Origin of the sequence: Neorhizobium sp. LjRoot104, assembly GCF_964253725.1 — a bacterium.
GTDB lineage: Bacteria > Pseudomonadota > Alphaproteobacteria > Rhizobiales > Rhizobiaceae > Neorhizobium.
On record NZ_CAXURS020000001.1, the window covers coordinates 3205275 to 3219915 of the forward strand.

The window sequence follows — 14641 nt, forward strand, 5'->3', positions numbered from 1 at the left end:
CCGTCTACAGTATTGACTGCACTTCCGGCGTATATCTCCCAAGTTGTTCCCGCCCAATCGCGGGTTGGGAATCGGCCCCCGGCCCCTGCCCCATGCGGCTGGCGGAAAAGTTTGATCTTCATCAAATTGCGAACACAGACTTATTATCACATTAACGCTCAATGACGCGCCGTAATGGCACCGACTATCGCAAAACCTAAGTGGAGTTCACTCTATGAAGTCAGCGACACGTTCGGCAGGTTCGCCGTTCTCAACGTCAGACCAAGCCCGCATGACTCTCCCAACCGGGGGCTTGGCAAAACGAAGTTTCGACATCACCGCCGCCGCCCTGGCCCTCATCCTGTTCAGTCCCATCTTCCTGATGATCGCGGCGTTGGTGAAGCTTTCCGACCATGGGCCCATTCTTTATGGGCATCCTCGGATCGGCCATAACGGCCGCATCTTCAAATGCCTGAAGTTTCGCACGATGGCCGTAAACGGCGACGAAGTCCTGCGCAACCACCTGAAAGCCAACCCGCAGGCCGCGGAGGAATGGCGAGCGACCCGCAAACTCAAGTCCGACCCCCGCGTGACGGTGGTCGGTACGGTGCTGCGCAAGCTCAGCCTCGACGAGCTTCCGCAGCTTCTCAACATTCTGCGGGGTGACATGAGCGTTGTCGGCCCGCGCCCTGTGGTCGACGAGGAACTGAACCTCTACGACAGCTTTGCGGCCTATTATCTCAGCACGCGGCCAGGCCTGACCGGGCTTTGGCAGATCAGCGGCCGAAATGACGTTTCCTATGACAGCCGGATCGCATTCGACACCCAGTACGTCCAGAACTGGTCGCTCATCGGTGATGTCGCCATCATCGTCAAAACGATCCCCGCCGTCTGCATGGCGCGCGGCAGTTATTGATCAGACAGTCCATACCCTCTGCCTAGGCGTCGTTCCCTGACGGGTTCGGCGAATTTGGCGGGCTTCGAGCGCGGACCTGGTTCCGCGCCTTTTGAAGGAAAAATCCATGCAGACACAAACCGCCTCCGCAAGGGGCCTGCGTGCTTTATGTTTTCTGGCCGGTGCGATCACAATCGCCCTGGCCGGCAGCGCGACTGCGGACGAGACCGGCTATCGCCTCGGCGTGATGGACAAGCTGCGCATCCGCGTCGCAGAGTGGCAACCGGCGGATGGCACGATCCGCAACTGGGATGCGGTGAGCGGCGAGTATACGATCGGGCCGACCGGATCGCTCTCGCTTCCCTTCATCGGCGACCTACCGGCGGCCGGCAAGACGGCGGGCGAGGTGGCAAAGACGATCGGCGAGGAATTGCGCGGCAAATTCGCATTGCGCAACCTGCCGTCGGCGTCCGTGGAAATCGCCCAGTTCCGGCCGGTTTTCCTGGCCGGCGACGTGCATACGCCGGGCGAATATCCCTATACTCCCAACCTGACGGTGCTGAAGGCCATCAGCCTCGCCGGCGGTCTTTTGCGGTCCGATTCGGGCCAGCGTTTCGCCCGCGATTTCATCAATGCCCGCGGCGATGCCTCTGTCTACGACTCCCAGCGCGGCCGGCTTGTCGCTCGCCGCGCCCGGCTCTTGGCGGAAGTCGCCGGCGCCACCGACTTGAAAGTCCCCCCGGAGCTCAAGGAGGTGGCCAACGCGGACAAACTAATCGCCAGCGAAGCTTCGCTGATGAAATCGCGGCGCGAACGCTACGAGCTCCAGTTGAAGGCGCTCGGCGACCTGCGCACGCTGCTCGAAAACGAAGTCCAGTCGCTCAGCCAGAAGACCGATACCCAGAAGCGGCAGCTGCAGCTCGTCAGCGAGGACCGCGAAAAGATGGCGAAGCTGACCGAACAGGGGCTGGCGACATCCAGCCGCCGCATCACCGCTGAGGAAAGGGCCGCGACCATCGAAGGGAACCTCCTCGATATCGACACGGCAACACTTCGCGCCAAGCAGGATATCAACAAGGCGAACCAGGACGAGATCAACCTGCGCAACGACTGGGAGGCCCAGCGCGCCCAGGAACTGCAGAACACCGAGGCCGAACTCGATAAGCTCGGTCTTCAGCTCGGCACCAGCCGCGAATTGATGTCGGAAGCCGTGGCTCAATCGGCCGAGGCGCTGAAATTCGACCCTTCGGGCAAGTCTGCCACCATCAAGTACACCGTGGTGCGCGACGATGGCCACGGCCCGAAAGAGGTTGTCGTCGGCGAAAACGACAAGCTTCTGCCCGGCGACGTCGTGAAAGTCACCGCCGAGCTCCTGATGCAATGAGGATCGCATGAGGATTGCCAAATCTGCGCTGATCGACCCGGATCGAAATGAAGTCTACGGCGTGGCTGCGGTCGCGCTGTCCTTCTTCGTATTCGCCTATTCGAGCCGGTTCGGGCAGATTTCGATCCTCGCCTATTACGGCGTCTGGTTCCTGCTGCTGCTCGCCGATTATCGGCAGGCTCTCGGCAACTATCTCAAATATCTCTGGATCTTCGGATTTGCGCTGTTCTGCTTCATATCCGCCTTCTGGTCGCCGGCCTTCGGCATCTCGCTGCGCACCGCGATACAATACCTGACGCATGTGGTCTGCGCGCTGATCGCCATGCGCACGATCAGCGTGCTGACATTGACCCGCGGCGCGATCGTGGGCACGGCGATCGTGCTCCTTTATTCCATGCTGTTCGGGACCTACCTCTACGACGCGATCGACGGCAGCTACAGTTTCGTCGGCGCCTTCTCCTCCAAGAACCAGCTCGGTTTCTACGCCTCGCTCGGCCTTTTGTTCGCGGCCTCCTATCTGCTCATCTGGCGGCAGAAAGGTCTGTGGTTGATGGCTTCGGGCGGCGTCGGCCTCTTGAGCGCCTATTGCCTCCTCGCCTCGCAATCGGCGACTTCCGCCATCACCACGGCCGGCGTCCTGGCGCTCTGCCTCGGTTATATGCCGGTCGCGCAGCTCTCCCCCAATCACCGCAAGCTGCTGGTCGCCGGACTGGTGGTGATCGGAGTGGTCGCGGTAATCGGGGCGCTCCAGATCGGCGCGGTCGATGCGGTCCTCGGTATATTCGGCAAGGATTCGACGCTGACGGGACGGACCTATCTCTGGCAGCAGGGGATCGAGGCGATCCGCGAGAACCCGATCCTGGGCATTGGCTATCAGGGTTACTGGGTTCCTGGCTTCGCCGATGCCGAGAGGTTGTGGGACGATTTCTTCATCACCGGCCGCAGCGGCTTCCATTTCCACAACACGTTCATCGAGGTCGCCGTCGAGACCGGTCTGGTTGGGCTCGCCCTGCTGTGCATGATCATGCTGACAAACGTCTTCGGCCATCTGAACGCAATGCTGAGCCGCAACCGCGATCCCGGATCGACGCTGCTATGCGCGCTGAGCGTTCTGTTGCTGATACGGGCTTTCGTGGAGGTCGATGTGCTTTTCCCCTATCAGATCGGCTCGTTCCTGATGTTCTACGCGGCCGGCCGGCTGACCCTTCGCAAGAATTCCTCCGCATTCGCCTACCCCGCCGGTCGCGGGCGGACCATCATCGCCTGAGCTTTTCGGAAAGGTGTTGGGCGAGCCGGAGCGCCAGCGCCACGGCCGGCAAGGTCGGGTTGGCATGGCCTCCCGTCGGGAACAGGCCGCTGCCAGCGAGATAGAGATTGCCGATGCCATGCACGCGGCAATCGGCATCGGTCACCCCCTCGTCGGGATTGTTGGACATGCGGCTGAGGCCGATCTGGTGATAACCGTCGAATGCCTGGCTGAGCACCGCCTGCCGGCGCTGGGGTGTGTCGTGCAGATACTCCAGTTGGCCAACCCCGGTTCGTCGTAGCCACGCATCCAGAATCTCGTGCGATTTGAGGACGGAATCCAGGTCCTGTTCGGTCACCCGATAATCGACGACAAGAGTGGCCTGCGCGACGGCTCCGCCCCGAGGGTGCAGGTGGACCCTACTCTCCGGATTGGGCACCTGTTCGGCATGGTAGCGAAGCAGATAACGGCCTTTTGGATTGATGAGCATGCGCCACGGTTGAATGCGTCGCTCCAACATGTCGAGGGCCGACCCGAACAGATCGGCAGCCGACTGGCGATCGGTGCGGATATTCCGCCAGTGTTGTCGGCGGTCGATATTCTCGAGCCCCCTGGCCGTCGGAGCCAGGCCTTTCGAGAGACGTCGATAGAGACCGAACATCTTCAGGAACAGATAGATGAGCGACAGCGCGCCGGAGCCATGCACGGGGTCGGCAATCGAAATCGCGTCTATCCAGAAGACGCAGTTGAGAAGCTTCTCTTCCGCCTGGACCGCCGGGGTGATCTGCAGCCTGCGACGGAAGACATGGTTTTCGCCATCCACACTGAAGGCGAAGTGGTTCGCGAGCCTGGGCTTGTCCAATTGCAGCACGGCAATGTAGCCAGTCAGATGTCCCTGGTAGAAACGGCCGAGCGGACCGTCGGGACTGCCCAGCGCTTCTGGCCGCCGCTCACGCAGGGCGAGCAGCAGGCGGGCATTTTCCAGCCCTCCTCCGGCGAGGACGAAAGTTCTTGCCTTGATCTGGCGTTCCTGCCCGGCACCGTAGGCCGTGAGACCTTCGACACGGCCATCGGACGCATCGAGCATGATACCGGTGACGGTCGCGTTCACAAGGCGAATGCGCCTGGAAGCCTTGAGCCTCTCCGCATAAATCGGCCCCAGATCCGGAAAACGGCTCCATCGCTCCAAGGCGTTGGTGTCGATGCTGTTGTCCGAGACGCCGATCGACTGAAGGGCAGGCTCGCCGGCATTGCAATTGAGGAATGTCAGAGCCTCCGGATAGTGGCGGCGAAGCTCCTTGTGGGGAATTGGCCAACCGGAAAACGGCACATGATCCCGCACCTCGAAATCCAGATCGTCGAACGTGACGCACCGGCCACCCCAGAGTGCCGACGCACCACCGATGCCCGGACGGGACATCGCCATCGAAGGAGCATGATGGTCGTTGATAAATTCCATACCGCCGGAACCGGCGCTCTCCGCCGCGCCGCCCGCGCCCATTTCCAGCAGGGTTACGGTGAGCCCGAGTTTCTCCAGCTTCAAGGCGAGCGCCAACCCGACAGGGCCTGCGCCGACGATGCAGACATCCGTCGTTTCCGTCTCAGAATCTGCTGGAGCCATGAATGCCTTTGGGAGAGGACCCTGGATCACCAGCACATAGAGCAGGCCTGCAGAAATGGAACCGCCCATACGGATGAGGCTCGACGAATTCCCGGCTTCCGATATCGAGCGCTCCTCGCAGAACCAGCCGCGTCCCGATCACCTGTATCGGCTAGGGGACGCGGTGCGAGCGCGCAAGCGGAGCGACCGATGCCGATCCCCCTGCCGAACGGGCGACGCGACCCTCGACCGGGTGGGCGGGGTCGGTGAAGCCCGGTGTCGAGGGATGGCCGGTGGCGACCAGACGATCGACCAGCGCCTCGTCCTCAGCGTCCAGCTTGACCTCGAGCGCGCGGACATAACCGTCCCAATGCTCCTCGGTGCGCGGACCGGCGATCGCCGATGTGACCAGCTGGTTGTTGAGCACCCAGGCAAGCGCGAAATCGCCAGCCGCGATCCCCTTCGCTTGCGCATGCGCAGCGATCTGCTTGGCGATCGCGATGGACTCCTCGCGGAACTCCACGTCGTACATGCGCTTGTCCCCGCGGCCGGCACGCGTATCGGCGGGCGGTGCCTCACCGATATTGTACTTGCCGGTGAGGATCCCGCGCGCGAGCGGGCTGTAGGAAACCACACCGAGACCGTAGGCGGCAGCGGCCGGCAACTGCTCGGCTTCCGCCGTACGGTTGACGATGTTGTAGAGCGGCTGGCTGGCGATCGGCCGATCGATTCCCAGCTGGTCGGCGAGGTGGGATACCTCGGCGATACGCCAGCCGCGGAAATTGGAAACGCCGAAATACCGCAGCTTGCCGGCCTTGATCAGATCGGCGATGGCCCGCATCGGTTCATCCAGAGGCGCATCAAAAACGGAGCGGTGGAAATAGAGGATGTCGATATAATCAGTGCCCAGATTGCGTAACGAGTTCTCGACCGTCTGGAAGACCCATTTGCGCGAATGTCCGCCTTGATTGGGTTTGTTGTTGTGGAAATTGACGAATTTCGTCGCCACGACCCACTCGTCGCGATGCGCCTTGATACCGCGCCCCACAACCTCCTCCGACTTGCCGTCGTGATAGACGTCGGCCGTATCGATAAAATTGATCCCCTGGTCGCGCGCCTTGTCGATGATGCGCAAGGCGACATCGTCCGGCGTCTGGTTGCCGAACATCATGGCCCCCAGCGTCAGCGGCGAAACCTTGAGAGCGCTCCGGCCCAGATAGCGATACTCAACCATGCAGATCTCCCGGTTTCTCCGTTGGATGATATTCGGCCCTCTCGGCTGCGGTGGGATCTTCACCACCGGCAACGGCACCTGATTTTTTAAAAGCTGACCGCCTTCGGCTCAATGGCCACCAACCGGCCGGCCTCGATCTTGTAAAGTCCGATCTTGCGCTCCGCCATTCCGCTCGGCGTGAACCGGAAAAGGCCCGTAACGCCTCGAAATCCGGTCTTCGTCGTCAGCGCCTCCGGCGTCAGTGCCGTTGCACCCTTGCCTCTGACGAGCCCGGCAGCGACCGCGACACTGTCGTAACCCTCCGCGGCATAGACCGAAAGCGAACGTTTGTTGAAGCGGCGATATCGCTCGCCGATCAACTGGGAGGCGTCGGGATCGACCGCTGCGATGATAACGCCATTGGCAGCCGGATCGCTATAAAGCTCTATCGGCCAATGGCTGGTTCCGACCACGGCCAGTTTGGCGAAAGAGGTCCTGACGCCCTTCAGGATAGCACCGACCGCCGCAGAATCCCCCATCAGCACCACGGCGCCGGCATCATCGAGCAGAGCCTTGTTGCGGGTAAGCAAGTCACCAGGCGGCGTGGCTGGATCATAACGAACAACGCCGATCAAGGCACCGCCGGCCTGAGCGACCGCAGATCTCAGGCGCTCCTCATCGACACCGGCCATGCTGTTGGGCGTCAGGACGACAACCCTCTTATGGCCGGAGGTGATGACCGGGCGCACGCCCCGTGCCACACTCGCCACCTCGTCGAACCCGAAATTGAAGACTTTCGCGCCGGTCACAGGGCTTGAAAGATTGATCAGCGGCGGACGCTGATCGGCCGGAATGGCGGCAATCGCCGCCGTCGTCGCCTGCGGCGCGTAACTGATCAGCAGACCGGAATTTCGGGCCCTGGCCGCCGCCAGCGCCGGGGCCACGGCAGCCGGCCCCTCCGCCACGTCGATCACCTTGATCTTCATGACGCCGGCATCGTCAAGTTCGCCGATGGCAAGCGCCGCACCATCGCGTATATCGCGTGCCGCCCCCTCATAGATGCCGTTCGGCGCCTTGGTCAGGAGCAGGGTTACTTCCGTCGAACCACGCCCGAATGTTTCCTCAACCACGGATGGCGGCGGCTTCAGCGCCTTGTCGTCGAGAACCTTGTCGGCAACGGACGAGGACTCGCATCCGGACAGGATAGCGGCTGTCAACAAGCCAAGCAGCGATATGCGTACCGGACGCAGGATCGTCGTCATCCGGAAGGTCTTATAAGTAACGGCGGCAAGATCTGAACGGTAAAAAAACGAACGTCCTTGGGGCATTTCCTGGACCACTCTGCGGCCTTCTTGGTTGTTGCAACGGCATGCTAGCTCAGACAAAAGTCATTAACAAGCACTCACGCCGGAATATAAAATTTTACACGTTTTCTCTCAAATAACTTATTTATAGATTATCTATCTTCAAGAACCAGAAATTCAGCAGCGATTGTTAGTATCTCTCTATCAAGGGAGATAAAAAATGGCGAATAAGAAGAATACTCTGAAAATTGCAATCGCTACAGTTCTCGCGTTACCATTCATTGCTTCTACGGCAATCTCCGCTCCGATCACAAACGAAACGCCTTCGGTCAATACTGGCGCCGGCGTAGCAGTTATCGGAAGCCACGTCCTGGAATATCTTCCCACATCGCTCTCCATCATGGCTTCGCTTGCGTTGGGGAACTTACAGGTTGCCGCAGCATTTCAGACATTCAGCCAGCTCGGCTCGAAGATCGCTCTGCCCGCGGCAAGACCTGCGGGCGTGGTCGAGGTCGCAATCAAGCCGGCCGACCTGTCTCCATCCAAGCGTGTAGAGCCGAGAGCGCCCAATGGCGCCGTGTTCGACACGGTCGCCATCCCCTTCAAGCGCCTTGCCGCCCTGAAGAAGCTCGCCCCCGCCCTCGAGGAAATGGACAACGGGACCGCGGTGAAATGCAACGGCAAGGGCTGCAGCCCGGCCTTCGCCGCCATCCAGCTCGTCGGCCTGAACACATCGCAATCGTCGATCCGCGACAAGCTCAACGCCGTCAACGCCGCGGTGAACCAGTCCATCCGCTACCGCACCGACCAGGACGCCTACAAGGTTACCGACCGTTGGAGCACACCCCGCGAAACGCTGAGCCAGCAGCAGGGCGATTGCGAAGATTTCGCAATCCTCAAAATGGCGGCACTTCGCGCGGAGGGCATCGACCCCGACCAGATGTCGATCGTCGTCCTGTTCGACCAGAAGCGGCACTTCTACCACGCCGTTCTTTCGGTCGAAGCCGGCGGCAAGTTCTTCATCCTCGACAACATGCGCAACCAGGTTCTCCTGGATACGCAGCTTCCCGACTACATGCCGCTCTATTCGATCAAGGCCGGCAAGGGCTTCCTGCACGGCTCCCGCCGCAAGGACCAGACTGTTGCAATGGCAACGCCGCTGGAAAAGATCGCGCCCGGCGAAGGTGTAAACTTCTAAGCTCTCCGGGCCGGGATGCGATGCGCTCCGGCCCTGGACGTCAATAACGGGAAATATAACCGATCAGCATCGGTTTTTCGTGTGCCGGTGCAAGCGCCAGATTGATCTGACCCTTGATGACCTGCCTGGCGCAGGAGATCGTGAAGCCGGTATTCAAGGTCTTGCCGCGGTTCATCTGCAGCGTATCCATTGCGTCTTCGATCTGCGTGTCGATCGAGAACTTCAGGGTCTTCATCAGCTGCGAGGTATCCTCGCCGACCAGCCGTTGCCGAAGCATGACAAGAAACGGTTCGTTGAAGAACTGCAGCCGCTTTTCGCGTGTCAACACGACGGTCGGGGACGGCGATGCCTGAACCAGCGCACCGAGATTTTCCAGCGACGAGACTTCCTCGACCGTCGCCAGCCGCCCAAGCGCCCATTTGAGGCTGAGGACACGCAGCAGCGAGGTGAGATTGCCCCCCTCCGGCATCTGGGCCGCCGTGTACTGTACCAGATCGCCGGTGGTTATCTTGCCCGCCGCCGACATGCGGCTGAGGCCTTCCCAATAGATCTTCTCGAGCCTGATACCGCGGCGCTCGCCATTGCGCGCCACGACCGCGCGAAAACGCGGTTCGACTTCTTCCTTGTCGATGATCGGCAGCGGATCGCCCGCAGGTTCGATGCCGGACATTGAAAGCGCACCTGATTTCATTGGAAGGCTCTACCGTTCGGTGAGCGCATCGGAACGCGCCCGATTGATAGGCTTCATAAGATAGCTGAGGACTGTCTTGCGGCCCGTCATGATTTCTGCGGACGCAATCATGCCGGGAATGATCGGATAGGATTTGCCGTTGCGTTCCAGCTCGGACTTGTTGGTCTTGACCTGGACGAGATAATAGGTCTCGCCCTTTTCCTTCTCAACGATACTGTCAGCCGAAACATTGGTCACTTCGCCGTCGAGCCCGCCGAAGATCGCGAAATCATAGGCTGTGATCTTGACGATCGCCGGCTGCCCGCGGCGGATAAACGCGACATCGCGTGGTGATATGCGTGCCTCGATCAGCAGCGTGTCGGCCGTCGGAACGATGCCGGCCACCACACGGCCCGGATCCACGTAGGCGCCGATCGTATTGACTTCGAGCGTATTGACGATGCCATCGACCGGCGAGCGAATATCGGTGCGCTTGACGCGGTCCGAAGCACCGCGGATCGTTTCGTCGATGACGGAGAGCTCCGCGAGGGCCTGCGCCTTGTCCGTCAGGGCCTGCTGGCGGATAGCCAGCGAAATTTCCCCCACCTGAAGCTTTGCTTCCTCGACGGCACCGCGAAGGCGTATCAGGCTTTCCTGGTAGACCTTGAGCTGGCCCTGCTGGTCCGTAAGCTGGCTTTCGATCGTCAGAAGCTGTGTCTGCGAGACCAGCCCTTTTTTGGCGAGAGGACCGTAAAGATCGCGCTGCCGCGTCGAGGAGGCGATGTTCTGTTCAAGCCGATCGATGTTAGCATTGGCTTCGCTGAGTTCGTTCTGCCGCTGCTTCATGCGCTCCTGAAGCACGTCGAACTTGTTCTTGTAACTGGCCCTGTTGGCCTGGAACAGCCGATCTTCGTTGTCGCAGACGTTCTTGGCGACCGCCAGGACATCGGCCGGGCATACGAACAGCTGGTCGTACTCGCCTTTCTCTTCCATCTGCAGGCGTGCGATCTTGGCGCCGAGCGCCCTCGCCTTGGCAACGGATTCGCCGAGCGTGGATTCGGTTGTCGTATTGTTCAGCTGAACGATCAGATCGCCCTTGCGGACAATCTGGCCGACTTGAACGGCTATGTCCTGGACGACCCCGGCTTCGGACGACTGGATGATCTGCGTCTTCGAAACGGGGATGACCTTGCCTTCGCCGCGGGCGATCTCGTCGATCTCCGCCAGCGCTGCCCAGGCGAGGAACGTCGCCATGCAGGCCGCCACCAGGCCGACCAGCATGCGGGCGAAAAACGGGGGATTGTCGTGAACGCCCCTGCTCACGGCTTTGCTCCCTTGCGCTGCATCGCCTCGAGCACGGCCGCCTTCGGGCCATCGGCAACGATGCGGCCCTTATCGATCACCACGAGCCGGTCGCACAGTTCCAGCATGCTGAAGCGGTGCGTTGCGATCAACAGCGTCGTCTCGCGGCTGAATGCGGTCGATAGCTTGGCGAGCAGATGGCGCTCGCTCGCAAGGTCCATGGCGCCTGACGGCTCGTCGAGGAACACGATCTTCGGCTTGGTCAGAAGCAGGCGGGCGATCGCCAAGGCCTGTTTCTGGCCGCTGGAGAGATTGCTGCCACGCTCGCCGACGGGCATGTCGAAACCACGCGGATGGTTGGAAACAAACTCATCGACACCGGTCATGCGCGACACGTCGAGCAATTCCTCGTCCGTCGCATCGGCACGGCCGATCAGAAGGTTTTCCTTCACCGTCCCCGAGAACAGGTCGGAAGATTGCCCGGCCACTGCGACCGCGGAGCGGACTTCGGACATGTGATACTGGCGAATATCGACGCCATCGATCAGCAGGCGACCATCGGACGGCAGGAAGAGGCCGTCGAGAAGGCGGCCGAGCGTCGTCTTGCCCGAACCGATGCGGCCGATGATCCCCACCCGCTCGCCGGGAGCGACGGTCAGCGAAAGCTGGTTGATGACCTTGTAATCGGATCCCGGATACTGAAAGGAGACGTTCTGGAAGCTGAAGCCGCCCCGCTTTATCTCGCGGTTCACGAAACCCACCGTGGACGGACGGTCCTCCGGCTGTTCCATTATCTTGTCGAGGATCTTGAGCGATGTCATCGCCTGCCGGAAACGGGCAAGCGCCATGGCGATCTGGCCAAGCGGCGCCCCCGCGCGGCCTGCCAGCATGACGGTCGCGATGATCGCGCCCATTGCCAGATGACCTTCGGAAAACTCGTATGTGCCGGCAATCACGATCAGAACGCTGACCATCTGCTGGACAAGATTGGTGAGGTTTACGGCGTTCGAGGAGACATGCTTGATTTCTTCGCTGGTGCGGCTCGAGAGCTTCATTAGTTCCTGCCAGCGACGCAGCATGCCCGCTTCGGCGCGAAGGCTCTTGACGGTCTCGATCGTCGAAATCGTCTCGACCAGCAACGACTGACGGCGGGACGCTTCGTTGGTGGCGGCTGCCATGCGGTGGCCGATCTTGGCCTGGGCGTGCAGGCCGATCAGCACGGACAGCACCAGCGCCACGGCCGGGATCACCACAAGCCAGCCTGAAAGCATATAGATCACGATCAGGAAGATGAACACGAACGCCGTATCGATCAGCAGGCCGACCGTGTTGGACGTGAAGAACTCGCGGACGAACTCATACTGCGTGACGCGGTTGGCATATTCGCCCGTCGACAGCGGACGCGACGCGAGCGTCGAGTTCAACACCTTGTCGAAGATCATCTGGGAAAGACGCAGATCCGCGTTTCGTCCGGCATGATCGATGAGTGCTGCGCGGGCAGTCTTCAGGAGAAAATCGAACGTGTAGGCAAGCGTGATGCCGATGGCGAGCACCCAGAGCGTCGGAAACGCCTTGTTGGGAAGCACGCGGTCGTAGACGTTCATCGTGAACAGCGGCGAGCCGAGCGCGATCAGGTTGATGAACAGCGCTGCCATGATGACGCGCATATAGGTGCGCCAATAGGGAACCAGGGCCCGTAACAACCAGTGGCGGCGCTCGATTTCCCCGGCCGTTCCGACGGAGGCATTGTCGGACGCGTTCTGGTAATAAAGCGTGAAGGCAAAGCCGAAGCTCGGCTTTAGCGCCACGAGCTCATGACGCGTCAGCGTGACGGGATTTCCCGACGCCGGAACCAGGTCTGTGACGTAGTTTCCATCCACATCGACTTCCAGCAGCGGCAGGACGCCGCCGTTCTCGAAGACGATGATGGCGGGACAGTCGAAATTGCCCTCGCGGCACTCGCGTTCGCCATGACGAAGGACTTCCAGCCCGATGCGCTGCGCCAGATGTTCGACATCGTCCAGTTCAAGAGATTCGGAAATCTCATCCGGCAATCCGGAGAACAGGACGATGTCCGATGTCGGGCGTCCGTAAAAACTCGCAACAGACCTGAATGCAGTTTTAAATGTCCGAAACGGCGTCGTGTCTGCGTGGTCGAGCTTTACGTTGAGCATTTGGTCCTTGCCAATCCGTTACTGTCGGATCGGCGCCAGGAGATCCATGGGCATGCCAGCCTTTTGACGGGAGTCAACTTCGACATAGCCAGGATTCGTGACGCCACCCGGGACAGCAAACTCATTCCGGGCATACGCCTCAGCCTGACCGACGGGCTTGAGCTTCATCGACTGAAGCAGACTGCCCGACGCGGCCAGGATCTTGTATTCGGCGAAAAGCGAAGCAAATCGTGCGGTTTCCGCAAGAATGCTGGTATTGAAACGGGTGTTCTGGGCATCCAGAACGTCGAGAAGCGAACGCTGGTTGACCTTGAACTGCTCGCGATACGAGGAGACGAGGCTGCCGTTCGTCGAGGACTGGCGCGCCAGGATCGTCGACAGTTCGCCGCGGCCGCTGCGCTCGTTCCATGCGGAACGAATGGATTCTTCAACCTCGCGATGTGCCTGCGCCAAACCGTAGCGCTGTTCGCTTGCGCGGCGGATCTGCTCCTGCTCGCGGGCCTGATCGATACCGCCGCGATAGAGGTTCCAACGGGCGGTCACACCAACCTGAACGTCGTTGGTATTGCCCTGGTTGCCGTCGATGTCGTTACCGACACGTGCGCTACCCTGAAGATCGACCTTCGGCAGGTAGCTGGAACGCGAGCCACGCACACCGGCATCAGCCGCATCGACGTCCGCATCGGCGGCGTGAATCTGCGGGCTGTTCTTCTTGGCGATGAAGATCGCGTCGTTGAGCGTCTTCGGGATGAACTTGGCGAGCGATACCGGCACCTTGACCGGACCGATCGGTTCCCCGACCGTCTTCAGGAAGCGGATCTTGGTGAGCTCCAGCTCTTCCTGGGCTTCGCGCAACCGGGCACGGGCCGCCTCGAGGCGCTCGCGGCCCTGCAGGCGGTCGGCGTCGGTCAGCGCACCACCCTGGATGCTGGCGCCGATATCGCCGAGGATCTGGTTGTGGGAAGCGACGTTTTGCTGGGCGATACCGACGATCTTGGACTGCAGGATATACTCAAGATAATCTTGAGTGACTTGAAGAGCCAGCGACTCGGACCGCTCAACAACGCGGAACGAAGCGCCATCAACGCGCGATGCCTGCTGCTCGACCTGAGAGCGTCGGCTGCCGCCGTCAAACAATGTTTGAGTAATCGTCAGGCTCGCATCGGAGCCTTTGAAGTTCTCGTAGTCACGAGTCAGCGTGCCCGTACTGCTGTTTGACAGTCTACGTCGGCTTACACCCGCCTGCAGATCTATGGAAGGAAGATAAAGACCTCGCGCCTGTCGGAGTTCGAACTCCACAGCCTCGCGATTTTCTACCGCCTGCATGATCTGCGGATTGGTTTTCAGGGTCTTTGCTACTGCTTCATCGAGCGTCATCGCGTTGGCAGGTGCGCTAAACACAACCCCCAAGGCTACGGTCGCCAACAGTGTCGCCCAAGTTCTTTTGCTCTTAAACAATCGGAAGCCCCTCGCCGATGTAAACCCCATTGCGGCATTCATATACTGCGGCGATTTCGTTGGGAAGTATTATCATTTCTCATTCGGTGGCCCAAGCCCGCTTTAAATATTCCACCGACTAGAGTTAATTACTAAATGGAAACTATCTATGTAGCTGTTTTTTAACATGAAATTAAGAAGTCAAAATAGCAGCTTAAAAACCTGTGGTTTGCTGTCTC

General features: G+C 60.4%; 11 protein-coding genes. 4 read left to right on the forward strand and 7 right to left on the reverse strand.

Features of this window, described 5'->3' with window-relative positions; genetic code table 11:
• The first annotated feature begins 214 nt into the window (after positions 1–214).
• The 3 genes from ACSQ8R_RS16155 to ACSQ8R_RS16165 all read left to right on the forward strand — a co-directional run bounded on the left by ACSQ8R_RS16155 (position 215) and on the right by ACSQ8R_RS16165 (position 3525).
• Positions 215–895: a sugar transferase gene (locus ACSQ8R_RS16155; protein ID WP_436254317.1), complete on the forward strand. Its 681-nt coding sequence runs from the start codon at positions 215–217 to the stop codon at positions 893–895.
• Positions 896–1001: 106 nt separating this feature from the next.
• The gene (locus ACSQ8R_RS16160) at positions 1002–2258 is read left to right on the forward strand and encodes a polysaccharide biosynthesis/export family protein (RefSeq protein ID WP_436254318.1); all 1257 of its coding nucleotides are present in this window, start codon (positions 1002–1004) and stop codon (positions 2256–2258) included.
• A 7-nt stretch (positions 2259–2265) separates the two neighbouring features.
• Positions 2266–3525, forward strand: a complete 1260-nt coding sequence (locus ACSQ8R_RS16165; protein WP_436254319.1) for an O-antigen ligase family protein — start codon at positions 2266–2268, stop codon at positions 3523–3525.
• Here ACSQ8R_RS16165 and ACSQ8R_RS16170 read toward each other — a convergent pair.
• From ACSQ8R_RS16170 to ACSQ8R_RS16180, 3 genes are all read right to left on the reverse strand, one after another.
• The gene (locus ACSQ8R_RS16170; protein ID WP_436254320.1) at positions 3515–5125 is read right to left on the reverse strand and encodes a GMC family oxidoreductase; all 1611 of its coding nucleotides are present in this window, start codon (positions 5123–5125) and stop codon (positions 3515–3517) included. The genes ACSQ8R_RS16165 and ACSQ8R_RS16170 overlap by 11 nt on opposite strands.
• 151 nt (positions 5126–5276) lie before the next feature.
• Positions 5277–6338: an aldo/keto reductase gene (locus ACSQ8R_RS16175; RefSeq protein ID WP_436254321.1), complete on the reverse strand. Its 1062-nt coding sequence runs from the start codon at positions 6336–6338 to the stop codon at positions 5277–5279.
• An 86-nt stretch (positions 6339–6424) separates the two neighbouring features.
• On the reverse strand, positions 6425–7579 hold the full coding sequence (locus ACSQ8R_RS16180) for an ABC transporter substrate-binding protein (protein ID WP_436254322.1): 1155 nt from the start codon (positions 7577–7579) through the stop codon (positions 6425–6427).
• A 262-nt stretch (positions 7580–7841) separates the two neighbouring features.
• Between ACSQ8R_RS16180 and ACSQ8R_RS16185 the strand changes: the two genes are divergently transcribed.
• Positions 7842–8819 carry a transglutaminase-like cysteine peptidase gene (locus tag ACSQ8R_RS16185; RefSeq protein WP_436254323.1) on the forward strand — a complete coding sequence of 326 codons (978 nt, stop codon included), beginning with the start codon at positions 7842–7844 and terminating at the stop codon, positions 8817–8819.
• Positions 8820–8859: 40 nt separating this feature from the next.
• Here the strand turns inward: ACSQ8R_RS16185 and ACSQ8R_RS16190 are convergent, their stop codons facing one another.
• Genes ACSQ8R_RS16190 through ACSQ8R_RS16205 form a run of 4 tightly spaced genes read right to left on the reverse strand, consistent with a single transcriptional unit; the run spans position 8860 to position 14342 of the window.
• Complete coding sequence (locus tag ACSQ8R_RS16190) at positions 8860–9489, reverse strand: ribbon-helix-helix domain-containing protein (RefSeq protein ID WP_233954151.1); 630 nt, start codon at positions 9487–9489, stop codon at positions 8860–8862.
• Between the two features lie 30 nt (positions 9490–9519).
• Positions 9520–10770 carry an HlyD family type I secretion periplasmic adaptor subunit gene (locus ACSQ8R_RS16195; RefSeq protein WP_436255498.1) on the reverse strand — a complete coding sequence of 417 codons (1251 nt, stop codon included), beginning with the start codon at positions 10768–10770 and terminating at the stop codon, positions 9520–9522.
• A gap of 38 nt (positions 10771–10808) precedes the next feature.
• Complete coding sequence (locus tag ACSQ8R_RS16200) at positions 10809–12965, reverse strand: type I secretion system permease/ATPase (protein ID WP_436254324.1); 2157 nt, start codon at positions 12963–12965, stop codon at positions 10809–10811.
• An 18-nt stretch (positions 12966–12983) separates the two neighbouring features.
• Entirely contained in the window at positions 12984–14342 is a 1359-nt protein-coding gene (locus tag ACSQ8R_RS16205) for a TolC family outer membrane protein (protein ID WP_436255499.1), read from the reverse strand.
• Positions 14343–14641: the final 299 nt, after the last annotated feature.

Excerpts from the sequence above, each read along its gene's own strand:
- ACSQ8R_RS16155 (WP_436254317.1), top strand. The coding sequence starts at position 215 with ATGAAGTCAGCGACACGTTCGGCAGGTTCGCCGTTCTCAACGTCAGAC.
- ACSQ8R_RS16160 (WP_436254318.1), top strand. The coding sequence starts at position 1,002 with ATGCAGACACAAACCGCCTCCGCAAGGGGCCTGCGTGCTTTATGTTTT.
- ACSQ8R_RS16165 (WP_436254319.1), top strand. The coding sequence starts at position 2,266 with ATGAGGATTGCCAAATCTGCGCTGATCGACCCGGATCGAAATGAAGTC.
- ACSQ8R_RS16170 (WP_436254320.1), bottom strand. The coding sequence starts at position 5,125 with ATGGCTCCAGCAGATTCTGAGACGGAAACGACGGATGTCTGCATCGTC.
- ACSQ8R_RS16175 (WP_436254321.1), bottom strand. The coding sequence starts at position 6,338 with ATGGTTGAGTATCGCTATCTGGGCCGGAGCGCTCTCAAGGTTTCGCCG.
- ACSQ8R_RS16180 (WP_436254322.1), bottom strand. The coding sequence starts at position 7,579 with ATGACGACGATCCTGCGTCCGGTACGCATATCGCTGCTTGGCTTGTTG.
- ACSQ8R_RS16185 (WP_436254323.1), top strand. The coding sequence starts at position 7,842 with ATGGCGAATAAGAAGAATACTCTGAAAATTGCAATCGCTACAGTTCTC.
- ACSQ8R_RS16190 (WP_233954151.1), bottom strand. The coding sequence starts at position 9,489 with ATGTCCGGCATCGAACCTGCGGGCGATCCGCTGCCGATCATCGACAAG.
- ACSQ8R_RS16195 (WP_436255498.1), bottom strand. The coding sequence starts at position 10,770 with ATGCTGGTCGGCCTGGTGGCGGCCTGCATGGCGACGTTCCTCGCCTGG.
- ACSQ8R_RS16200 (WP_436254324.1), bottom strand. The coding sequence starts at position 12,965 with ATGCTCAACGTAAAGCTCGACCACGCAGACACGACGCCGTTTCGGACA.
- ACSQ8R_RS16205 (WP_436255499.1), bottom strand. The coding sequence starts at position 14,342 with ATGACGCTCGATGAAGCAGTAGCAAAGACCCTGAAAACCAATCCGCAG.